The sequence below is a fragment of the Amnibacterium soli genome (assembly GCF_039544415.1).
In the GTDB taxonomy this organism is placed as follows: Bacteria; Actinomycetota; Actinomycetes; order Actinomycetales; family Microbacteriaceae; genus Amnibacterium; species Amnibacterium soli.
Window position 1 is genome coordinate 451,455 of sequence record NZ_BAABLP010000002.1, and the last position, 22,031, is coordinate 473,485.

The window sequence follows — 22,031 nt, forward strand, 5'->3', positions numbered from 1 at the left end:
GGCCGCCGCGATGAGGTCAGACGGCGGGCGGGAGGGGGAAGGAGCCGCCGAGCAGGCCGGGACCGGCGGTACCGGTGAGTCCGACCCGGCCCTCGTCGACCGGGGACTGGTAGTCGTCGCTCGTGTACGGCAGCCGGTCCCCCGCGTGCTCCAGCAGTGCGGCGTACCAGAAGCGGTAGGCGGCGGCGGGGCGGCGCTCCTGCTCCAGATCGGGCCGCACGGCGAGCAGCCGGTCCGCGAGCTCCTCCGCGCCGATCGGGTCGACCCGGCCGTCGTCGAGCAGGTCCCACTGCCGCGCGTCGGTGTACGCGAGGTACTCCGCACCGGACGCGCCGAGCAGGAGGCACCGCCAGTGCCCGGTGGCGGAGAAGGCGGGGAGCACGATCAGCGCCTCGTACCCGCGGCCGTGCAGGACGCGGACCGCGTCGAGCAGCACGTGCTCCGGGCTCGCGGTCGTCGCCGTGTGGCGCGCCCGGACGGCGGCGACGGCCATCTCGACGAGGTCGTCGGCGGTGAGGCCGGGCCAGCCGTGCACCATCCGCCGCCAGGCGTCGGGCACGCCGCTCGCCCCCTCCATCGCCCCGATCACGCCGCCCGCGATCGCCGCGACGGTGTCGGTGTCGTTCCCGCCGCGGACCGCGCGCTCGAGCACGTCCTGCACGCCGGTGCCGTGGGTGACCGCCGACCAGGCGCCCTGCAGGGCGGCGCCCGCCCAGCCGTTCTTTGTGAAGTCGGCGGGACGCCGCTCCTCCGCCTCGTCGATCAGGCTCGACCAGTACTCCCGCCGGTCCCGCGGCAGGGCGCCGAGCCCGGACCGGATCGCCGGGTCGCCCGTCATGATCGCGGAGCGGATCGCCAGGGACCACAGGACGCACGCGTCGCCCGCGAGCGGATCCGCGTGGGTGAGCGCGCTGACGCGGCGGGCGGCCGCGACGAGGTTCGGCAGGTCGTCGAGGTGCGCGAGCGCGACCGGCGTCGTGCGCATCAGGGAGCCGTTGCCGGCCGAGTTCGGGTGCGCGGCCGCGAAGGCGCGCGCGGACTCCGCCAAGGCGTCGGCCGTCCGGTCGTGGGCCGCGTCGCACACGACCCGCGTCTGGTTGCCGACGTCCGGCGCCTCCTTGGACCAGTCGATCCAGGCCGCCGCGACCTCGTCGAGCGCGGCGCCGTCGAGCGGCACGCCCCGCGCGACGACGCGGAGGATCGGCACGGCCATCGACGTGTCGTCGGTCCACTCCCCCGGCGCCCAGCCCAGGGAGCCGCCGCCGCGCATCCGCACGGGCACGAGCTGCTGCAGGGGCGGCCCGAACTCGTAGCCGGCGCCGAGCGCGTCGCCGCAGGCCGATGCGAGCACGGCCCCGGCCGCCCGGTCCTCGATGCGCTGATCCATCGGCACCACTCTGGCATCCGCCTCAGGGTCGGCGGGGCGCCAGCAGGGCGACCACGACCGCCGCGACGCCCGCGCCGCACAGCGCGCCGGCCGCGGTGTCGGTCAGCCAGTGCGCGTCGACGACGGTGCGGCTGAGCGCCATCACCGGGATCAGCGCGAGCGCGAAGACGCGCAGCGCGGGTCGCCGGGTGGTGAGCGCCAGCACCACGGCGATGACCGCCGCGTAGGCGGTGTGGCCCGAGGGGAAGGAGCCGCGGTCCTCGAACACCGCGCCGCTCGGTCCCGGGCGCTGGTCGAAGAACTTCAGCGCGGTGACGAGCGCCTCGTCGACGGCCGCCGCGAGGACGAACGCGACGGCGCTGCGGATCCCGCGACGCCACCACAGCAGCGCCGCCACCGCGACCGCGACGCCGACCGACAGCGGGGCGCCGCCGAGCGCGGCGAGCACCCGCGACGCGCCGACGACCACCGGCTGCTGATGGGCGTCGACGAAGCGGGCCCAGTCCGCGTCGATCGCGAGGCCGGGCACGCCGGTCAGCCCGCGCACGACCACCGCGGCGGCGGAGCACGCGACGACGCCGGCGGTCCCGGCGGCGCCGAGCGCGATGCGGCCGCGACGCGTGAGCGGGATCACAGGCGGACGAGCATCTTCCCCGTGTTGGCGCCCCGCATCAGGTCGAGGAACGCGTCGACCGCGCCGTCGATGCCCTCGCGCACCGTCTCGTCCGAGACGACCCGCCCCTCCGCGACCCACGGCCCGACCTCGGCGACGAAGTCGGGGAAGAAGCGGAACCAGGTCGGCACGGTGAAGCCGCGGAGGGTCAGCCCGCGGGTGATCACGTGCCACAGGTTGTCGGGGCCGGGGGTCCGCTGCGCCTCGTTGTACCCGGCGATGGCGCCGCAGAGCGCCGCCCGGCCGCCGTCGTTGAAGACCTCGAGCGCGGCCTCCAGGTGGTCGCCGCCGACGTTGTCGAAGTAGACGTCGATGCCCTCGCCCTGCGCGGTGCCGGTCGCCGCGACGAGCTGCTCGCGGATCGGCGACGCCTTGTAGTCGAGGGCGACGTCGTAGCCGAACCGCTCGGTGAGCAGCCGCTGCTTCTCCGGGCCGCCGGCGGAGCCGATGGTGCGGGCGGCGCCCTTCAGCTTCGCGATCTGGCCCGTGACCGAGCCCACCGCGCCCGCGGCGCCCGAGACGAACACGACGTCCCCCTCCCGCAGCTCCGCGATGCGCGTCAGGCCGAGCCAGGCGGTGAAGCCGGTGACGCCGAGCAGGCCGAGGTGCGCGGACAGCGGCACGCCGGGCACCTCCGGCACGGCGCGGAACTCGCCGGCCGGGCCCTGCGCGACGTCGCGCCAGCCGAGCTGGTGGGTGACGACGTCGCCCTCCTGCAGCCCGTCGGCGCGGGAGGCGACGACGCGGCCGATCGCGGCGCCGGTCATGACCTCGTCCAGCTCGTACGGCGGCACGTAGCTGCGGCCCGCGTTCATCCGCCCGCGCATGTACGGGTCGACGGACAGCAGCTCGTTCCGGACCCGCACCTCGCCGGGCTGCAGCTCGGGCAGGTCGACGACGACGGTGCGGAAGTCGTCGTGCGTCGGCCAGCCGGTGGGGCGGTGCGCGAGGTGGATCTGGGTGCTGCCGGCGTCGGAGGTGCTCACCGTCCGACCGTACGGGCGGCGGCTGAGCCGCCGCCCGTACGATTGTCAGGCGCTGGGGACGCTCTCCCCGGCCGGCTGCTGCTGCGGCGCCCGGCCGTGGCCGCGCCCGACCGCCTTCGGCAGCGTGAACACCAGCAGGAAGGCGACGACCGCGAAGGCGGCACTCACGAGCAGGGCCGCGCTGGCGCTGTCGCCGAACGCGTTCGCGATGTCGGTCGCCGACGGGCGGCGGTCGGTCGGGATGCGCAAGTTGCCGAAGAACACGCTGCCGATCACCGCGATGCCGATCGCGGAGCCGATGCGCTGCATCGTCGAGATCACGCCGCTGGCCGCGCCCGCCTCCGCGGGGTCGACCGTCGCGACGATGAACTGCACGTTCGGGGCGATGAACAGGCCGCTGCCGAAGCCGGCGACGAGCAGCGGGCCGAGCAGGTCCCAGTTCGTCAGGTCGGCGGACGGGACCAGGAGCAGCACGAGCCACACCCCGAGCAGCCCGAGGGCGACGAGGCCGGTGCCCATGATCAGCACGGTGCGGCCGAACCGCATCGCGAGGCGGGTGCTCTGCGAGGCGCCGATGATGCTGCCGAACGCGAACGGGATCGAGACCAGGCCCGACTCGAGGGCGGTGTGGCCGAGCCCCGCCTGCCAGAGCAGCGAGATCGAGAAGAAGATGCTGACGAACGCCGCGAAGTAGACCAGTGCGAGGAACGTGCCCGCGGTGAACGCCGCGTGGCTGAACAGGTGCGGCGGCACGAGCGCGGTGCGGCCCCGGGCGACGACACGGCGCTCCCAGAGCCCGAACAGCACGAGCAGCACGACGCCGCCGGCGAGCGAGACGTACGTCCAGACCGGCCAGTCCTGGTCCTGGCCCTCGATGAGCGGCACGAGGATCGCGGTCAGCGCGCCCGAGACGAGCAGCAGGCCGACGACGTCCACGCCGTTGGCCGCCGACGCCTGCTTCGGGCTGTTCGGCACGAGGATCGCGGCGGCGATCAGGGCGACGATGCCGATGGGCAGGTTGACGTAGAAGACCCAGCGCCAGCCCTCCTCGTTGCCGAAGGCCTGGATCAGCAGACCGCCGAGCACGGGGCCGATGGCGGAGGACACGCCGAGCACGGCGCCGAAGATCGCGAAGGCCTTGCCGCGGACGCGGCCGGAGAACAGCAGCTGGATGTACGCGGAGACGGCGGGCAGGTAGATGCCGCCCGCGAGGCCCTGGACGACCCGCGAGACGATCAGCTGGCCGTCGGAGGTCGAGAGCCCGCACGCGACGCTGGCGGCGGTGAACAGCGCCAGGCCGGTGAAGAAGACCCACTTGTGGCCGAACCGGTCGCCGACGCGGCCGGCGGGGATCAGCGCGAGGCCGAAGGCGAGCGCGTAGCCGGAGATGATCCAGGAGAGCGTCGCCTCGGAGGCGTCGATGCTCGTGCGGATCGACGGCAGCGCGACGTTCACGATCGTGGCGTCGATCAGGGACATCGCGGCGCCCACGAGGACCACGGCGAACGCGATCCAGGCGCGGCGGGGCGCCACCTGGATCGTGCCCATGGCGGGTGCGGAGTCGGTCATGGTCAGTCGGCCTCTCGGGTCGTCTCGTCTTCGACGATGGCGGGCAGGTCGGCGAGCACGGTGTCGAGCCAGTCGAGCTCCGCCTGCAGGCGGTGGTTCTGGTGGCGCATCACGTGCTGCTCGGCGACGGTCAGGTACTGGTCGACGTGCTGCAGGCGCTCGGCGTGGTGGTCCGCCGCGGCGGCGACCTCCGCGCGTCGGGCCTGCAGGATGCCGGGGAGGTCGGACACGAGGTCCTTGCCCACGCGCGCGAGCGCGAGGTCGAAGGGGTCGGGTCGCAGGGAGAAGCTCGTCAGCGTCTCGAGCCGGAGGGCGTCGAAGGCCCGCCGTCCGGCGTCGGTGATCGACACGATCTGCCGCTCGGGCCGGGCGCCGTCGCGCTCGGTGCGGACGGGCTCGACGAGCTCCTCCGCGAGCAGCCGCTTCAGCGCGCCGTAGATGCCGCCGACGTGGAAGTCGGTCCACATGTGGACGTGCTCCTTCTCGGCGAGCAGGCGCAGCTGGTGCCCGTGCATCGGCCCGCGCTCGGCGAGGGCGCCGAGCAGGAAGACGCGGATGGAGGACACGGGATCAGTCTCGCACGACTAGTCCTGAGAACGGATGAGCGGGAGGCCGCCGGTTCGGACACGTCCTGGAGCCTGGAAGACGCTCGAAGCGGCGACTCCTGGACGCGGTCAGCCGCCGAGGCGGCCCGTGAGGCGCGCGTGGAAGTCGGTGCTGCGCTCGTCCAGGCCCTCGAAGCGCACCCGTCGGCCGTGGTCGGCGTAGCGCTGCTCGATCGCGTCGAGCGCGGCCACCGTGGAGGCGTCCCACACCTGCGCGTGGGTGAGGTCGACGACGGCCTCCTCCGGGTCCTCCGCCACCGCGAAGCGGTCGACCAGGTCGTTGCTGCTGCCGAAGAAGAGCGGTCCGCGCACCGTGTACCGCGCGATGTCCCCCGCCACGACGCGGTCGACCTGCGTCACGTGCGCGACGCGGCGGGCGAACAGCACCATCGCGAGCAGGACGCCGACCCCGACGCCGAGCGCGAGGTTGTTCGTCAGCAGCACCACGGCGACGGTGAGCACCATCACCGCGGTCTCGGGCACGGGCATCCGCCGCAGCGTCGCCGGCCGCAGGCTGTGCCAGTCGACGGTGGTCACGGCGACGACCATCATCACGGCAGCGAGCGCGACCATCGGGATGACGGCGAGCACCGGGCCGAGCGCGGTGAGCAGGCCCAGGAGGAAGACCGCCGCGACGCCCGTGGAGACGCGGGTGCGCCCGCCGCCGGCCTTCACGTTCACGAGCGTCTGGCCGATCATCGCGCAGCCGCCGATGCCGCCCCAGAGCCCGGCGCCGATGTTCGCGACGCCGAGGCCCCAGGACTCGCGGTTCTTCCGGGACGGGGTGTCGGTGATGCGGTCGACGAGCTTCGCGGTGAGCAGGGTCTCGAGCAGCCCGACGAACGCGACGCTGAGCGCGGTCGGCCAGACGATCGCGAGCGTCGCCGCGTTGAGCGGCACGGTGAAGGCGGTGAGGCCGGGCAGGCCGCCGGACACCTCCCCCTCGTCCCCGACCGTCGGCACGTGCAGGCCGCCGAGCACCGCGATCAGCGTCACCAGCACGATCGCGACCAGCGCCGCGGGCACGGCCGTCGTCAGGCGCGGCAGCAGCAGCACGACCGCGAGGGTGAGCGCGAAGAGCGGGTAGACGACCCACGGCACGTCGAGCAGGTGCGGCACCTGCGCCGCGAAGATCAGCACGCCCAGGGCGTTGACGAACCCGAGCATCACGCTGCGCGGCACGAACCGCATCAGCCGGGCGAGCCCGAGCACGCCGAACAGCACCTGCACCAGGCCGCCGAGCAGCACCGCGGGAAGCACGTACCCGGTGCCGTGGGCGTGCACCAGCGGCGCGATCACCAGGGCGACGGAGCCGGCCGCGGCGGTGACCATCGCGGGACGGCCGCCGAGCACCGTCGTGATCGCGAGCAGCGCGACGGAGGCGACGAGGCTCACGCGCGGGTCGACGCCCGCGATCACGGAGAAGGAGATGACCTCGGGCACGAGCGCGAGCGTCGTGACGACGCCGGCGAGCGCCTCCCGCGTCAGCAGCCGGGGCGAGCGCAGCACGTCGAGGACGCGGAGGGATTGGGGCACGGCTCTCCGTCCGATCGGGCACGGCGGGCGGTCCGCCGGCCCGGTCGTCGCGGACCGGGACCTCCAGTATCGGGCCGCCGACCGCCTCAGCGGCGCAGCCGGGCGGAGGGGAAGGGGTCGCGCACCCCGATGGCGGCGAGCGCGCAGGTCGCCTTCAGCTCGAGCTCCCGCCACTCCGCCGCCGGGTCGGACAGGATCGTGATGCCGCCGCCGGTGCCGATCGTCGCGGTCGTGCCGTGCAGCAGCACGCTGCGGATCACGACCGCGAGCGCGATCGTGCCGTCGACGCCGAGGCGCCCCCAGGCGCCGGCGTAGACGTCGCGCGGTCCCGCCTCCAGCTCGGCGAGCAGGCGCATCGCGGCGTGCTTCGGCGCGCCGGTCATCGACCCGACGGGCAGCAGGGAGCGCACCGCCGCCAGCGGCTCCCCCACCACCTCCGCGGTGATCGTCGACACGAGCTGGTGCACCGCCTGGTACGACTCGACGACGAGGAGCTCGGGCACGGCGACCGAGCCCGTGCGGGCGACCCGGGCGAGGTCGTTGCGCACGAGGTCGACGATCATCAGGTTCTCGGCGCGCTCCTTCTCGTCCTCGCGCAGGGCCGCCGCGAGCGCGCGGTCGCGCTGCGGGTCGGGGTCGCGCGGCCGCGTGCCCTTGATCGGCCGGCTCGTCGCGCGGCCCTCGGCGTCGATCACGAGCGCGGTCTCGGGGCTCGCCGACACCAGCGTCCAGCCCGCGATCCGCACGACGCCCGCGCCGGCGAGCGGCGCGTCGTCGCGCAGGCGCAGCAGCACGTCGACGGGGTCGAGCGGCGCCGGCAGGTCCGCCGTGATGCGGTTCGTGAGGCACAGCTGGTACGCGTCGCCCGCGGTGATCGCGGCGAGGCAGCGGTCGATGCGCTCGAGGTAGGCGCCGCGCTCGTGCCGCCACCGCCAGGTCGGCGCCGCGGGCTCCCTGGGCGCCGGCGCGGGCGCGCCGGCGAGCGGCGCGAGCAGGGCCGCGAGCGCCTCCGCCTCCGCCCGCCGGTGCGGCAGCGCGACGACCGTCGCGGCGGCGCCGAGCTCGACGCCGACCTCGGCGAGGAGGAAGGCCGCGGCAGGCGCGGCCGCGGCCGCGGCCGGCACCCGGTCGGCCGCCGCCCCGAGCTCGTAGCCGAACCAGCCCCACCAGCCGAGGTGCGGGGACGCGACGCCCGCGGGCAGCCCGGCGCGGAGCCGGTCGAGCAGCGCGGCGAAGGCGTCCGGCGCCGGCTCGGCGACGACCACCGGCTCGGCGAGCGCGACGCCGAGGAAGGCGGGCCCACCGGCGGGGCGGTCGGCCCACACGAGGTGCGGGTGCCGCTCCGCGAGCGCGCGGAACGCGACGGCGGCGTCCACGGGCCCCGGCAGCTCGATGCGCAGGGCGGGGACCACGTCCGGCACGGTAGCGCGCGCCCCGGCCGCGGCTCAGTCGCGCCCGACGCCCGCGTCCAGCGCCGCGACGACGGCGCCGACCCGGTCGCGGGCGCCGAGCTTGGCCAGGATCGCGGAGACGTGCGTCTTCACGGTCCGCTCCCCCATCGCCAGCCCGGCCGCGATCTCCGGGTTGCTCTCGCCGCGGCACATCCGCTGCAGCACCTCCGTCTCCCGCGGGGTCAGCCGGGCGAGCGCCGCCCTGCCGGTCCCGGGGCGTCCGCCCGCGCGGGCGCGGGCGAGCACGCGCGGCAGCACGCGCGGGTCGAGCCACGAGCCTCCGGCCGCGACCGCCCGCACCGCGAGCACGAGCGACTCGGCCGGGCTGTCCTTCAGCACGAAGCCCTCGGCGCCCGCGTCGATCGCGGCCCACAGCACCTCGTCGTCGTCGAAGGTGGTGAGCGCGAGCACCGGAGGCGCGCCCGGCGTCGCGCGCAGGCGCCGCGTCGCCTCCGGCCCGTCGACGCCGGGCATGCGGACGTCCATCAGCACGAGGTCCGGGGCGAAGCGCCCGGCGGCGACGACCGCGGCGGCGCCGTCGGCGCACTCGGCGACCACGACGACGTCCGGCTCCGCGCCGAGCACCAGCGACAGCCCCGACCGCACCATCGCCTGGTCGTCGGCCAGCACGACCCGCAGGGCGCTCACGCGCTCGCCGCCGCGTGCCGGACGACCGGGAGGCGGCAGTCCAGCACCCAGGAGCCGGCGTCCGGCCCGCCGGTGAGGTCGCCGCCGACCGCGGCGACCTGCTCGCGCAGCCCGGCGAGACCGAAGCCGCCCGCGGAGGGCCGGCGCTCGCCGTGCGGGTTCTCCACGCGCACGTGCGCCGCCTCTGCGGCGACGCGGACGGCCACCGTCACCGCTCCGCCGGGCGGCGCGTGCCGCGCGGCGTTCGCGAGCGCCTCCTGCACCACCCGGTAGAGCACGACGCGGGTCGCGAGCGGCAGCGCCGCGGCATCGCCCTCGATCCTCGACGCGACGGCGACGCCCGCGGCCCGGTAGGTGCCGACCAGCTCGGCGAGGTCGAGCGAGACGCCCTGCCGCGCGTCCGGGTCGCGCAGCAGGCCGACGACGCCGCGGATGCCGTCGAGGCTCTCCCGGCAGACCCGCTCGGCGTCGGCGAGGGCCGCCTCGGCCGCGGCGGGATCCGCGCGCAGCACCCGGCGGGCGCCGCCGACGTGCAGCACGACGACGGTCAGCGAGTGCGCGACCAGGTCGTGCACGTCCCGGGCGATGCGCTGGCGCTCCTCCCGCGCCCGCGCCGCCGCGAGGTCCGCGTCCGCCTCCCGCAGCCGGGCGGCGAGCCGGTCCGTGCGCCAGACGAGCAGCCCGACGAGCGCGCCGAACACGTCGCCGAACGCGAAGTACCCGGCGCCGTTCGGCGCGTGGTCCCGGACCAGCGCGGGCACGAACGGCACGGCCGCCACCGCGAGCACGACCGCGGCCAGGACCCGGAGGTCGACGCTGCGGCTCGCGAACCGGCTGAGCGCCGCGGTCGTCATGAAGAGCACGACGCCGACGTCGCCCACGATGACCACCGGCACCACCGGCAGCACCGCGAGCACCAGGAAGAGCCACGCGGGCGGCTCGCGGCGCGCGACGACGAGCGCCCACGGCACGAGGGCGACGGCGACCGCGGCGACCCGCCAGGGCGGCGTCGTGGACTCCACGAGCGCCAGCACCGCGGCGACCAGCGCGACGGCCGCGTAGATGCGGTCGGTCGTCGCCGCGTGGGTCGTCTCCCCGGTCCTCGCCGCCATGGGGCCAGCGTGGCGCATCCCGGGGCCGCGCCGCCTCGTCCCGCGGGCGGAGGGGGCCGGCCCCGCGGTCCGATGCGGGCGGTGCGCCGCCCGCGGAGGCTGGCGGCCATGACCGCCGCTCCGCTGCTCGCCCCGCCTCCCGACGCCGCGCCCGCTCCCCTCCCGCCGCCCGCGCACCGCCGCCTCCTGACCGTCGCGATCGGGGTCGGCGCGGTCGCGCTCGCGGTCGCCCTGATCGGCCTCGTCGTGGACCCGAGGTCGATCGAGGGCGCGCCCGCCTGGCTGAAGCCGGCGAAGTTCGGCGTCTCGGTGCTGCTGTACCTCGTCGCGATCCGCTGGATGCTCGGCGTCGTGACCGACCGCCGCCGGCTGCTCGCGGTCCTGGCGACCGTGATGCTGGTCGCGCTGACGGCGGAGCTCGTCGCCATCGACGTGCAGGTGCTCCGCGGCACCACGAGCCACTTCAACGAGTCGACCCCGTTCGACACCGTCGTCTACCTCGGGATGGGCGGCCTCATCTCCACCGTGTTCGTCGTGACCGCGATCGGCGCCGTGCTCGTGCTGCGGACCCGCGGCGTCGACCGCACGATCGCGGCGGGCATGCGCTGGGGGCTCCTCGTGTCCCTCGCGGGCATGGCCGAGGCCGTGCTGATGACGGTGAACTCCCGCTGGCACGACGCGGGCGGGCACACCGTCGGCGGCGTCGACGGCGGCCCGGGCCTCCCCCTCACCGGCTGGAGCACCCTCCACGGGGACCTGCGGATCGGCCACTTCCTCGGCCTCCACGCCCTGCAGGTGCTGCCGCTCCTCGCCTTCCTGCTGGCGCGCCTCCCGCTGCCCGAGCGGGTCCGCACCCGCATGCTCGCCGTCGCGGGCGGCGGCTACGGCGGTCTGCTGCTCCTGACCACCTGGCAGGCGCTCCGCGGGCAGGCGCTGCTGTCGCCGGACGCGCTCACCCTCGCGGTCGCGGCGGCGCTCCTGCTGGCGGTCGCCGCGGGGACCGCGGTCGTGCTGGTGTCCGGCCGGCACTCGGCCGCCGTCGAGCGGCTCTGAGCCGGCGCACGGCAGGATGTCGGCATGCGTGCAGTGCAGTTCGAGCGGTTCGGCGGCCCCGAGGTCCTGGAGATCGCGGAGGTCGAGGAGCCGCACGCGGGTCCCGGCCGCATCCGCATCCGGGTGCACGCCGCCGGGGTGAACGCCGCCGACTGGAAGCGCCGCGAGGGGCTCATGGCGAAGGGCCCGCTCACGGCGCCGCAGATCGTCGGCATCGACGCCGCGGGCGTGGTCGACGAGGTCGGCGAGGGCGTGACGGACGTGCGGGTCGGCGACCGCGTCTTCGGCTCGGGCCCGGCGACGTTCGCCGAGTACGCGGTGCTGACCGCCTGGGCGGAGCTGCCCCGGCACGTGCCGTTCGACGAGGGCGCCGCCGCGCCCGTGCCGGTGGACACCGCCGTGCGGGTGCTCGACGCCGTGGCGGCGCGGCAGGGCGACACGCTCGTGATCTCCGGCGCCGCGGGCGGCGTCGGCACCGCGCTGATCCAGCTGGCGCGCGCCCGCGGCCTCATCGTGATCGGCGTCGCCGGCGCCGCGAACCAGGAGTACGTGCAGGCGCTCGGCGCCCTGTCGACCACCTACGACGACGGCTGGGTGCAGCGCGTGCGCGACCTCGCGGTCGCCGAGGTGAACGTCGCCGCCGACCTCGCCGGCGCGGGCGTGATCCCGCAGCTGATCGAGCTGACGGGCGACCCGTCGCGCGTCGTGTCGATCGCCGACGCGTCCGCGACCGAGCACGGCGCGAGGACGACGTTCGGCGGCGGCGACAAGGCGGCCGCGCTGCGCGAGGCCGCGGCGCTCATGGAGTCGGGCGCGCTGCGGATGATCGTCGAGGAGACGTACCCGCTCGAGCAGACGCCGGAGGCCCAGCGCGTGAGCAAGGAGGGCCACGGCCGCGGCCGCGCCGTCGTCGAGGTCCACCGCTGACCCGCCGCCGACGCACGGGCCGCTGTCGGTCGCGGGTGCGAGCCTGAGGACCCGGACCGACGGCAGCGGACCGACAGCAGGAGCAGAGCGCCGATGAGCGACTTCGTCTACCACCAGAGCGGGTCCGAGTCCCTCTGGGAGGGGTTCACCCGCGAGCGCGCGGTGGAGTGGACGCGCGTGCTCCGCGTCCACTGGCCGAGCTGGCCGGGCGCGACCGCCATGTGGCTGCTGACCACCGCACTGCAGGAGGGGAGGCCCGCCGGGCTCGCCGACTGGGCGGAGCGGGCGCGGGAGGCGGAGGACGCGGGCTTCACGCCCGAGCTCTACGACCGCCTGCACCGCACCCTCGACGCGATCCCGGCGATCGAGCTGCCGGGGCACCCCGACAACGAGCCCGACCCGCGCTGGCCGGTGCACTCGATCCGCGCGTTCGACCCGGTGCTCTGGGCGGACTGGCCGTGGCTCGTCGACTTCGGCTGGAGCGACGAGGAGGCGGTGCGCCTGCTGCTCGCCTCCCGCGACCTGACGGCGTGATCGGCGCGGCCGCCCGGCTCGGTAGCCTCGCGAGGTGACCGACCGGCCGATCGTGCGCGTGCTCGGGCCGGTCCGGTTCCCCGACGGCGGCGGCGCGCTCATCGCGCCGGCCGGGGCGATGCCGCGGCGGCTGCTGGTCGCCCTCGCGCTGGCCGGGCCGGAGGGCCGCGGCGTCGCCGGGCTGACCGAGGACCTCTGGCCGGACGAGCCGCCGCGGAACCCGCGCGGCGCGATCCAGATGCTCGTGTCCCGGCTGCGCGCCGTCGCGGCCGAGGGGCTGCTCGCCTCCACGCCCACCGGCTACCGGGTCAGCGGCTCCGACCTCGAGGCCGCCGAGCGCGCGGACGCGGCCGCTGCTGCGGCGGCGCTGGCGCTCTGGACGGGCGATGCGGGCTCCGACCTGGAGGCGGACGCGCTCGCCGACGACCTCGTCGCGCGGGCCGAGCGGGCCCGCCTCCGCCTCCTGCGGCTCGAGGCGCAGCGGCTGCTCGACGAGCGGCGCGGCGACGAGGCGGTGCCCCTGCTGGAGCGGGTCGTCGACGGCGCGCCCCTCGACGGCGACGCGGTGCTGCGCCTGATGCGGGCACAGGCGGAGGGCGGCCGGGTCGACGCGGCGCTCGCGGCGTTCGCCGCCCACCGCGAGCGACTCGCCGATGCGCTCGGCGCGGATCCGGACCCGGCCCTCGTGCGGCTGAACGCCGAGCTGCTGCGCGCGCAGGCGGCGCCGACCGCCGCCGACCTCGTCGGCGTGCGGGCCGCGACGACGCCGCTGCTCGGGCGGCAGGACGACCTCGAGCGGCTGACGGCGACCGTTCCGACGCACCGGCTCACCTCCATCGTCGGCACGGGCGGGCTCGGCAAGACCCGGCTCGCGCACGAGAGCGCCCTGCGGCTCGCGGACCGCTTCGAGCGCATCGTCTTCACCGAGCTCGCGGGCGCACCGGACGCCGAGGGGGTCGAGCTCGTCGTCGGCACCGCGGTCGGCGCGCGCGGCACCCGCACCCGCCGCCTCGCCGATCCGCTGCCGGCCGACCTCGGGACCCGGACCCGGGAGGCGCTCGCCGCCCGGCGCACGCTGCTCGTCCTCGACAACTGCGAGCACGTCGTCGACGCGGCCGCGCAGCTCGCCGTCGACCTGCTCGCCGCGGTGCCGGACCTCACCGTGCTGGCGACGAGCCGGGTGCCCCTGCTCGTGCCGGGCGAGGCGGTCGTCGCCCCGCAGCCGCTGCCGGCGGACGGCTCCGCGGCGGACCTCTTCGTCGAGCGCGCCCGCGCCGCCCGGCCCGGCGTGCCGCTCGACCCCGCGCTCGTGGAGCGGGTGTGCGCGCGCCTCGACGGCCTCCCCCTCGCGATCGAGCTCGCCGCCGCCCGCCTCCGGTCCATGACCCTGCCCGAGCTCGACCGGCGGCTCGAGGACCGGTTCGCCGTGCTGGTCGGCGGCGACCGCACGGCGCCCGACCGGCACCGCACGCTGCTCGCCGTCATCGAGTGGAGCCGCCGGCTGCTTTCCCCCGCCGCGGCCGCCGCGCTCAGCGCCCTCGCCGTGTTCCCCGACGGCTTCACCGCGGCGGGAGCCGACCTGCTGCTCGGCCGGGACGCCTCCGCCGAGCTGACCGAGCTCGTCGACCAGTCGCTGCTCGCGTTCACCGAGCAGGGCCCCGGCCGGGCCCGGTACCGGATGCTCGAGACCGTCCGCGAGTACGGGCTGCGCGACCTCGCCGAGCGGGGCGCCCTGGAGCAGGCCCGGACCGCGCTCGACGCCTGGGCGGTCGCCTTCGCCCGGGGCGTCGCACCGGGCCTGCTCGGCGGTCGGGACCCGGCCGCCACGCGGACCGTGACCGAGGAGGAGGAGACCCTGCTCGCCGTGCTGCGCTCGGGCGGCGCGGGCCGCGAGCCGGTGCTCGTCGCGGTCGCGGGCCTCCTCATGGAGAACTGGATGTACCGCGGCGAGTTCGAGCCGCTCGCCGCGATCCTGCCCGAGCTGCTCGGCGCGGCCGCCCTGCGGCCCCGCACGGGCCAGGAGCAGGAGGACGCGCTCAAGGCGCTGACGATCGCCGCCTCCGTGGCGCAGATCACCGGGTCGCCGGCCGTGCTCCGCGCTCTCGCGCTGCTGCGCCGCGCCACCCGGCGCGGAGCTCCAGCGACCGGGTTCTGGGGCGTGTTCGCGACCTCCCTGGTGCTCGCGCCGTCGCTCGCGGCGGGGACGGCCGCGATCGACGCGCTCGCCGATTCCCCCGACCCGCTCTCCGCGACGTTCGCCCGGCTGATGCGGGCGCAGCTCGAGGAGAACCGGGGGCTCGCCGAGGCCGCGATCGCCGACCTCGCGGCGGCGGACGCGCTCGCGGCGCGGAACGGGTTCCACTGGGTGCGCTTCCTCGCCCGCACCAGCATCGCCTCCCTGCGCAGCCAGCAGGGGCGGCACGAGGAGGCGCTGGCGACGGCGGAGCGGGTCCGCGCCGAGATCGTCGCCCTCGACCTCGACACGGAGCTGCGGCAGCTCGACTGGCTGATCGGCGCGAACCGCGCCGCGCTCGGCGACCTCGATGCCGCGGAGGCGCTCTTCGGCGCGATGGCCGGCGCGACCGGGCGCGCGGGCGCCGCCGAGGAGCGGGACAACCGCGCGATCGCGGAGGCGGGGCTCGCCGAGGTCGCCACCGCCCGCGGCGACCGCGCGGCCGCGCTGCCGCGGTGGGAGACCGCCCTCGCGACGGCTCGACGGGCGAGCCCGCCGTGGCGGGTGCTCGTGGACGCCTCGGCCCTCGCCGCCCGGGTGCGCCTCGGCGTACCCGCGGCCGACCTCGCGGAGCCGTACCGCCGCCTCCGGGTCCTGCTGATCGTGGTGCTGCGGCTCGGGCCGCTCGGGTTCGACGCGCCCGTGCTCGGCGCGGGCATGCTCGGGCTCGCGGCCGTGCTCCGCCGGACCGCGCCCGAGGCGGCCGACGGCCTGCTCGGCGCCGCGCTGGCGTTCGGCGCCCGGCGGGACATGGCCTCCCTCGACCTCGTCGCGGCAGAGTGGGTCGGCCCGCCGCCGCCGGTCGAGGTGGCGACCGGGCAGGCGCTGGCCCTGCTGCGCTCGCCAGCCGTGCGGCAGCGGGGCTGATACGGCGACGGCCCCGCGCCTTCCGGAGTCGGAGGCGCGGGGCCGGTCGTGTCGAGCGGGTCAGGCCTTGCGCATGTACGCCCGGACCGTGAGCGGCGCGAAGACCGCGACGATGACGGCCGCGCCCAGCAGGGAGAGCCAGACGTCGCCGGTCACCTGCTGGTCGTTCACCAGGGTGCGGACCGCGGTGATCAGGTGCGAGACCGGGTTGATCTCCGCGAACGCCTTGAGCGGCGCCGGCAGCGTCCCCGTGGGCACGAAGGCGTTCGAGAGGAACGTCAGCGGGAACAGCACGAGGAACGAGATGCCCTGCACCGAGCCGGCCGTGCGGGCGAGCATGCCGAACAGCGCGAAGATCCAGCTGAGCGACCAGGCGACCACGATGACCAGCAGGCCCGCGGCGATCGTCCACCCGACGTGGTCGAACACCTGGTGGTAGCCCATGATCCCGCCGACCACGAAGGTCAGCGCGGTCGCGATCGCGTACCGGACCGTGTCCGCCAGCAGGGCGCCGGCGAGCGGTGCGATGCGGGCGATCGGCAGGGAGCGGAACCGGTCGAACACGCCCTTGTCCATGTCCTCCCGCAGCTGCACGCCGGTGACGACCGAGGCCGTGACGACGGTCTGCACGAGGATCCCGGGGATCAGGGCGGGCAGGTACTGCTGCACGTCGCCGGAGATGGCGCCGCCGAAGATGTAGGCGAACATCACCGTGAAGATGATCGGCTGCAGCGTCACGTCGAACAGCTGCTCCGGAGTGCGGCGCACCTTGAGCAGGCCGCGGTAGGCCATCGTCAGCGACTGGCTGGCGATGCGGGTGACACCGTTGCGCGGCTGGGCCGCGGCGATGGATGCGACGGCGGTCATGCCATCACCTCGTCCTTCTCGGCCGCTCCGGCCGTGCTGTGGTCGGCGCCGTGGCCGGTGATGGCGAGGAACACCTCGTCGAGGGTGGGCTTCTGCACGCCGAACTCGGCCAGCCGGATGCCGGCGTCGCGCAGCTCGACCAGCAGGTCGGTGACGCGCTCCGGGTCCTGCAGCGGCACGGTCAGCCAGGCGCGCTCGGCGCTGGCGACCGGCTGCACGCCGAGCAGGTTGCGGATGCGGGCCTCGGCGACGGCGAGGTCGCCGCCGTCCGCGAGGCGCAGCTGCAGCGAGGCGGTGCCGACGGAGGCCTTCAGGTCGTCGGCGGTGCCCTCCGCGACCACGCGGCCGCGGTCGATGACCGCGATGCGGTCGGCCAGCTGGTCGGCCTCGTCCAGGTACTGCGTGGTCAGCAGCACGGTGGAGCCGGTCGAGACGAGCTCGCGGATCGTGTCCCACATCTGCGCGCGGGTCCGCGGGTCGAGCCCGGTGGTCGGCTCGTCGAGGAAGATCAGCGGCGGCTGCGCGATCAGGCTCGCGGCGAGGTCCAGCCGGCGACGCATGCCGCCGGAGAACTTCTTCAGCGGGCGCTTCGCCGCCTCGGTGAGGGAGAAGCGCTCGAGCAGCTCGGTGGACTTCGCTCGAGCCTGCCTGCCGGACAGCCCGAGCAGCCGGCCGAACACGACCAGGTTCTCGGTCGCCGACAGCGTCTCGTCGACCGAGGCGTACTGCCCCGTCACGCCGATCATGCCGCGGACGGTCGCGGCCTCCTTCGCCACGTCGTGGCCGAAGACCCGGGCGGAGCCGCCGTCCGGCTTCAGCAGCGTGGCGAGCATGGAGATGGTGGTGGTCTTGCCGGCGCCGTTCGGGCCGAGCACGCCGTAGACGCTGCCCGGCTGCACGACGAGGTCGACCCCGTCGACGGCGCGGTTCTCGCCGAAGACCTTGACGAGGCCGGTCGCCTCGATGGCGGGCACTGCGGATGACGACATCGCGTCCCCTTCCTTCTGATCCGTGCGGCCGGTGCGGCCGCTGGGAAGGACGATGCCGACAGTCGCTCACACGGCGCTCACGCCCCGCTCACACGCCCTGTCAGCACTGCTCGCGGATCCGCAGTTCGTCCGCGGATCCGCAGGGATCGGACGACGCGCGGGGTCCCGGCCTCGCTTGTGCGGCGTGTCGGCCGGGAACTGCGGATCCGCGGAGGGAGGGCGGGGCGGGCACACTGTCGGGGTGCTGCGCGCCGCTCCCCTGCTGCTCCTCGCGCTGCTGGCGGGGTGCAGCGAGATGCCCGACGCGCCCGATGCGCCCGCGAGCGCGCTGTCCGCATCCGCGCCCGCCTCCGCCACCGGGGCGACCGTGGACGCCGCCGACCTGCTGCAGGGCCTGCGCACGGCGCCGGAGGAGCGGGGCGCGACCTACAGGCGGAGCGCGTTCGGGTACGGCGACGGGCCCTTCGACCCGGACGGCGACGGGTGCTGGACGCGTCGCGAGGTGCTGATCCGCGACCACGTCGGCCCGCTCGAGATCGGCCGGGGCTGCCGGCTGACCGGCGAGTGGCGGTCCGTCTACGACGGGCGGATCACCACCGACCCGGACGCCTTCACGCTGGACCACCTGGTGCCGCTCGCCGAGGCCTGGCGCTCGGGCGCCGACCGCTGGGCGCCGTCGCGGCTCGTCGCGTACGGGAACGACCTCGGGTACCGGTGGAGCCTCGTCGCGGTCACGGCCGCGGTGAACGAGGACAAGGGCGACCAGGACCCGGTGACCTGGCTGCCCGCGCGGGACCGCTGCACGTACGTCGCGGCCTGGGTCGCGGTGAAGACGCGGTGGCGGCTGACCGTCGACCGCGCGGAGCGCGCGGCCCTCGAGCGCGAGCTCGACCGGTGCGGGCCCACGCGCGTCGCCGCCCCGGGCGCCCCGGACCTGCGGGCCCTCCTCCCCGGGTCCTGAGCGCGCCCGTGTCCGAGGCCGCGCCTAGCCTGCGGCCATGTTCGTCACGGGAAGCGGCGCCGCGGCAGCCGGCGCGGTCGTGCTGTCGGCGTCCGACCTCACCGCCGCGACCGCCTGCGAGTGGGCGGTGCTGCGGCGCCTCGACGCGCGGCTCGGCCGCGTGGAGGCGGTGCCCGAGCCCGTCGACGCGCTGAACCGCCGGGCGGCGCGGCTCGGCGACGCGCACGAGGAGCGGCAGCTCGAGGCGTACCGGCGGCAGTACGGCGCCGGCGTCGTCGAGATCGAGCGGCCCGACGACGCCCGCGACCTCGACGCGCTGGCCGCCGCGCAGGAGCGCACCGTGACCGCGATGCGCAGCGGCGCCGACGTCGTCTTCCAGGCGACGCTGTTCGACGGCCGGTTCCTGGGCTTCGCCGACTTCCTGGTGCGCACCGGCGACGTGTGGGAGGTCTACGACACGAAGCTCGCGCGCCGCGCGAAGGTGACCGCGCTCATGCAGCTCGCCGCGTACGCCGGCCAGCTGCAGCGGCTCGGGCTGCCGATGGGCGAGCAGGTGCACCTGCTGCTCGGGGACGGCACCACCTCCACGCACCGCCTGGCCGACGTGGAGCCCGTCTTCACGGCGCGCATGGGCCGCCTCCGCGCGCTCGTCGACGACCGGCTGGCCGACACCGCCGCGATCGCCTGGGGCGCGGAGGGCGTGGCCGCCTGCGGCCGGTGCGCCGAGTGCGCCGCGCAGGTCGAGGCCACCCGCGACGTGCTGCTCGTCGGGCGGCTCACCGTGCGCCAGCGCGACCGCCTCCGCGCGGTCGGCGTCGCCACGATCGACGACCTCGCCGCGAGCGACGGCGCGGTGGAGGGCATCGGCGCCGCACCGCTGCAGCGGCTGCGCCTGCAGGCGCGGCTCCAGCTCGCCGCCGAGCAGCGCGGCGGCCACGGGGTGGAGGCGCAGGTCATCGATCCCGACGGGCTCGCCGCGCTGCCCGAGCCCGACGCCGGCGACCTGTTCTTCGACTTCGAGGGCGACCCCCTCTGGTCCGACGACGGCCGCACCTGGGGCCTCGAGTACCTGTTCGGCGTCGTGGAGCTCGACGGCGCGGGGCGCGAGCGGTTCCGGCCCTTCTGGGCGCACGACCGCGAGCAGGAGAAGCGGGCGCTGCTCGACTTCCTGACGTTCGTCACCGAGCGGCGCCGGGCGCATCCCGGGATGCACGTCTACCACTACGCCGACTACGAGCGCAGCCATCTGCAGCAGCTCTGCGCCCGGCACGGCGTGGGCGAGGCGATGCTCGACGACCTGCTCCGCGAGCACGTGCTCGTCGACCTGTACCCGGTCGTGCTGCGCTCCATCCGCATCTCCGAGCGCTCCTACAGCCTGAAGAAGCTCGAGCCGCTCTACATGGGCGACCGGCTGCGCGAGAGCGACGTGACGAACGGCGCCGACTCGGTCGACGCCTACGTGACCTGGACCCGCCTCGTCGAGGAGGGCCGCCCCCAGGAGGCGGCGGGGCAGCTGCGGGAGATCGCGGACTACAACGAGTACGACTGCGCCTCGACGCTCGGCCTGCGCGACTGGCTGCTCGGCCTCGCCGACGACGGCGGGATCGCGAGGCGGCCGCCGCTGCCCGAGGAGCCGCCGGCCGACGCGGCGATCGCGCGGCAGGAGGACGCGGTGCGCGACGCCCTCCTCGACCGGATCGCCGACGTGCCCCGGGCCGACCGCTCGGGCGAGCAGACCGCGATCGCCCTCGCCGCGGCGGCCATCGAGTACCACCGCCGCGAGGACAAGTCCTACTGGTGGGACCACTACAACCGCGAGATCGCGGCGGTCGACGACTGGGCCGAGCAGAAGGACGTCCTCGTCGTCGAGGAGGCCGAGGTCCTCGAGGACTGGAGCCGGGAGGGGCGGCAGCGCTCCGACTCGCGCACGGTGCGCCTCGTCGGGCTGCTCGCACCCGGCAGCGGGCTGAAGGCGGGCGACCGCTGCTGCGTCATGTACGACGACCCGGCGCCGATCGGCTGCGACGCCGTGCCCGCCGGGCAGCGCGGCGAGCACGACCGCGGCACCGTCCGCGAGGTCGTGCCGCTGCTGGGCGGCCGCACGGCCGTCGTGATCGAGGAGCAGGCGGGCCGCGACCGGGACGGCGTCGCGTGCGAGCCGTGGTCCGAGCTGCCGTTCGCCCTGACCCCGGGGGCGCCGTACCGCACCGCGAACCAGCGCGCGGCGATCCTCGAGTGGGGCGAGCGCCTCGTGCGCGGCTTCCCCGCCGGCGACGCCGTGCTCGACCTGCTGCAGCGCACGCCCCCGCGCGTCGCCGGCGACGCCGGGCTCGCCTCCGACGCCTCCGCCGAGGCGATCGTGCAGGACCTGCTGCGGCTGTCCCGCTCGTACCTCGCGGTGCAGGGCCCGCCGGGATCCGGCAAGACGCACGTCGGCGCGCACGTCGTCGCCGCGCTCGTCCGCGACCACGGCTGGCGCATCGGCGTCGTCGGCCAGTCGCACGCCGTCGTCGAGAACCTGCTCGACCGCGTCGTCGAGGCGGGCCTCGATCCCGACCTGGTGGGCAAGCGCGTCGGATCGGCCGGCACCGTCGGCGCCTGGAGCGTGATCGAGCCCGACCGTCCCGTGGGCGTCAAGCTCTGGGCCAGGGGCCGGCATGACCGCGGGTACGTCGTCGGCGGCACCTCCTGGACCTTCACCGACGTGAACCAGCTCGAGCGGAAGCAGCTGGACCTGCTCGTCATCGACGAGGCGGGGCAGTTCTCGATCGCGAACACCGTCGCGGTCGGCGTGAGCGCCAAGAACCTCCTGCTGCTCGGCGACCCGCAGCAGCTGCCGCAGGTGAGCCAGGGCCTGCACCCCGAGCCGGTGGACGCCTCGGCGCTCGGCTGGCTGTCGGAGGGGCACGACGTGCTGCCCGCCGAGTTCGGCGTGTTCCTGCCCGAGAGCTGGCGCATGCACCCGGCCCTGACGGAGGCGGTCTCGCAGCTCTCCTACGAGGGCCGGCTGCGGGCCCGCCTGCCCGAGACGACCGACCGGCGCCTCGCCGGGATCGAGCCCGGGCTGCACGCGGTGCCCGTGGACCACCCCGGGGACACGGTCGAGTCGCCCGCGGAGGCCGACGCGGTGCTGGCGCTCGTCCGCGCGCACCTCGGCCTGGCCTGGTCGGACCCGTCCCGCGGACGGGTCGACGACCCGCTCGCCGAGGACGACCTGATCGTCGTCGCGCCCTTCAACGCGCAGGTCGCGCTGCTGCGCAGCACGCTCGACGCGGCGGGCCTGCGGCACGTGCGGGTGGGCACGGTCGACAAGTTCCAGGGGCAGGAGGCGGTGATCGCGATCGTCTCGCTGACCGCCTCGTCCCCGTCCGACGTGCCGCGCGGCATCGGCTTCGTGCTGTCCCGCAACCGCGTCAACGTCGCGATCTCGCGGGCGCAGTGGGCGAGCTTCCTCGTGCACTCCCCCGCCCTCGGCGAGGCGCTGCCGCACGACGCGGAGGGGGTCGCGGAGCTGAGCGCCTTCCTCCGGATGACCGGTCTCCGCATGACCGGTCTCCGCATGACCGGTCTCCGGACGACCGGCGCCCGCTGAGCGGGCCGCGCAGGGCGCCCGCGGTTCGGCGCAGCGGCGCG

Annotated in this window: 17 protein-coding genes; 6 read left to right on the forward strand and 11 right to left on the reverse strand. The window is 76.0% G+C overall.

Features of this window, described 5'->3' with window-relative positions:
* Positions 1–16 precede the first annotated feature (16 nt).
* The 9 genes from ABEA53_RS06155 to ABEA53_RS06195 form a co-directional block, all read right to left on the reverse strand.
* Positions 17–1,387 carry an ADP-ribosylglycohydrolase family protein gene (locus ABEA53_RS06155; protein ID WP_345480153.1) on the reverse strand — a complete coding sequence of 457 codons (1,371 nt, stop codon included), beginning with the start codon at positions 1,385–1,387 and terminating at the stop codon, positions 17–19.
* A 22-nt stretch (positions 1,388–1,409) separates the two neighbouring features.
* Positions 1,410–2,021: a phosphatase PAP2 family protein gene (locus ABEA53_RS06160; protein ID WP_345480154.1), complete on the reverse strand. Its 612-nt coding sequence runs from the start codon at positions 2,019–2,021 to the stop codon at positions 1,410–1,412.
* Positions 2,018–3,046, reverse strand: coding sequence for an NADP-dependent oxidoreductase (locus ABEA53_RS06165; protein ID WP_345480155.1), 1,029 nt, complete (start codon positions 3,044–3,046; stop codon positions 2,018–2,020). Before ABEA53_RS06165 ends, ABEA53_RS06160 begins: the two co-directional genes overlap by 4 nt.
* Before the next feature lie 45 nt (positions 3,047–3,091).
* The gene (locus tag ABEA53_RS06170) at positions 3,092–4,615 is read right to left on the reverse strand and encodes an MFS transporter (RefSeq protein WP_345480157.1); all 1,524 of its coding nucleotides are present in this window, start codon (positions 4,613–4,615) and stop codon (positions 3,092–3,094) included.
* 2 nt (positions 4,616–4,617) lie between these two features.
* Positions 4,618–5,181 (reverse strand): PadR family transcriptional regulator, encoded by a 564-nt coding sequence (locus ABEA53_RS06175; protein ID WP_345480158.1) that lies wholly within the window; start codon positions 5,179–5,181, stop codon positions 4,618–4,620.
* Positions 5,182–5,289: 108 nt separating this feature from the next.
* The gene (locus ABEA53_RS06180) at positions 5,290–6,756 is read right to left on the reverse strand and encodes a SulP family inorganic anion transporter (protein WP_345480159.1); all 1,467 of its coding nucleotides are present in this window, start codon (positions 6,754–6,756) and stop codon (positions 5,290–5,292) included.
* Between the two features lie 86 nt (positions 6,757–6,842).
* Positions 6,843–8,168: a chorismate-binding protein gene (locus ABEA53_RS06185; protein ID WP_345480160.1), complete on the reverse strand. Its 1,326-nt coding sequence runs from the start codon at positions 8,166–8,168 to the stop codon at positions 6,843–6,845.
* A gap of 33 nt (positions 8,169–8,201) precedes the next feature.
* Positions 8,202–8,855 (reverse strand): response regulator, encoded by a 654-nt coding sequence (locus tag ABEA53_RS06190; protein WP_345480161.1) that lies wholly within the window; start codon positions 8,853–8,855, stop codon positions 8,202–8,204.
* Positions 8,852–9,967, reverse strand: coding sequence for a sensor histidine kinase (locus ABEA53_RS06195; RefSeq protein ID WP_345480162.1), 1,116 nt, complete (start codon positions 9,965–9,967; stop codon positions 8,852–8,854). Before ABEA53_RS06195 ends, ABEA53_RS06190 begins: the two co-directional genes overlap by 4 nt.
* Before the next feature lie 108 nt (positions 9,968–10,075).
* On the opposite strand from ABEA53_RS06195, the gene ABEA53_RS06200 reads away from it, so the two are divergent.
* The 4 genes from ABEA53_RS06200 to ABEA53_RS06215 all read left to right on the forward strand — a co-directional run bounded on the left by ABEA53_RS06200 (position 10,076) and on the right by ABEA53_RS06215 (position 15,581).
* Entirely contained in the window at positions 10,076–11,020 is a 945-nt protein-coding gene (locus tag ABEA53_RS06200; RefSeq protein ID WP_345480163.1) for a hypothetical protein, read from the forward strand.
* Positions 11,021–11,044: 24 nt separating this feature from the next.
* Entirely contained in the window at positions 11,045–11,947 is a 903-nt protein-coding gene (locus ABEA53_RS06205; RefSeq protein WP_345480164.1) for an NADP-dependent oxidoreductase, read from the forward strand.
* Between the two features lie 93 nt (positions 11,948–12,040).
* Entirely contained in the window at positions 12,041–12,481 is a 441-nt protein-coding gene (locus tag ABEA53_RS06210) for a hypothetical protein (RefSeq protein ID WP_345480165.1), read from the forward strand.
* Positions 12,482–12,515: 34 nt separating this feature from the next.
* Positions 12,516–15,581 (forward strand): ATP-binding protein, encoded by a 3,066-nt coding sequence (locus tag ABEA53_RS06215; RefSeq protein ID WP_345480166.1) that lies wholly within the window; start codon positions 12,516–12,518, stop codon positions 15,579–15,581.
* Between the two features lie 60 nt (positions 15,582–15,641).
* On the opposite strand, the gene ABEA53_RS06220 is transcribed toward ABEA53_RS06215, so the two are convergent.
* Entirely contained in the window at positions 15,642–16,448 is an 807-nt protein-coding gene (locus tag ABEA53_RS06220; RefSeq protein ID WP_345480167.1) for an ABC transporter permease, read from the reverse strand.
* Entirely contained in the window at positions 16,445–17,437 is a 993-nt protein-coding gene (locus tag ABEA53_RS06225) for an ATP-binding cassette domain-containing protein (protein ID WP_345480168.1), read from the reverse strand. The genes ABEA53_RS06220 and ABEA53_RS06225 overlap by 4 nt, the downstream gene beginning before the upstream one ends.
* Before the next feature lie 241 nt (positions 17,438–17,678).
* Here ABEA53_RS06225 and ABEA53_RS06230 point away from each other — a divergent pair, with 241 nt between their 5' ends.
* Together ABEA53_RS06230 and ABEA53_RS06235 are read left to right on the forward strand one after the other, a co-directional pair.
* Complete coding sequence (locus ABEA53_RS06230; protein WP_345480169.1) at positions 17,679–18,398, forward strand: HNH endonuclease family protein; 720 nt, start codon at positions 17,679–17,681, stop codon at positions 18,396–18,398.
* Positions 18,399–18,435: 37 nt separating this feature from the next.
* Complete coding sequence (locus tag ABEA53_RS06235) at positions 18,436–21,990, forward strand: TM0106 family RecB-like putative nuclease (RefSeq protein WP_345480170.1); 3,555 nt, start codon at positions 18,436–18,438, stop codon at positions 21,988–21,990.
* Positions 21,991–22,031 lie beyond the last annotated feature (41 nt).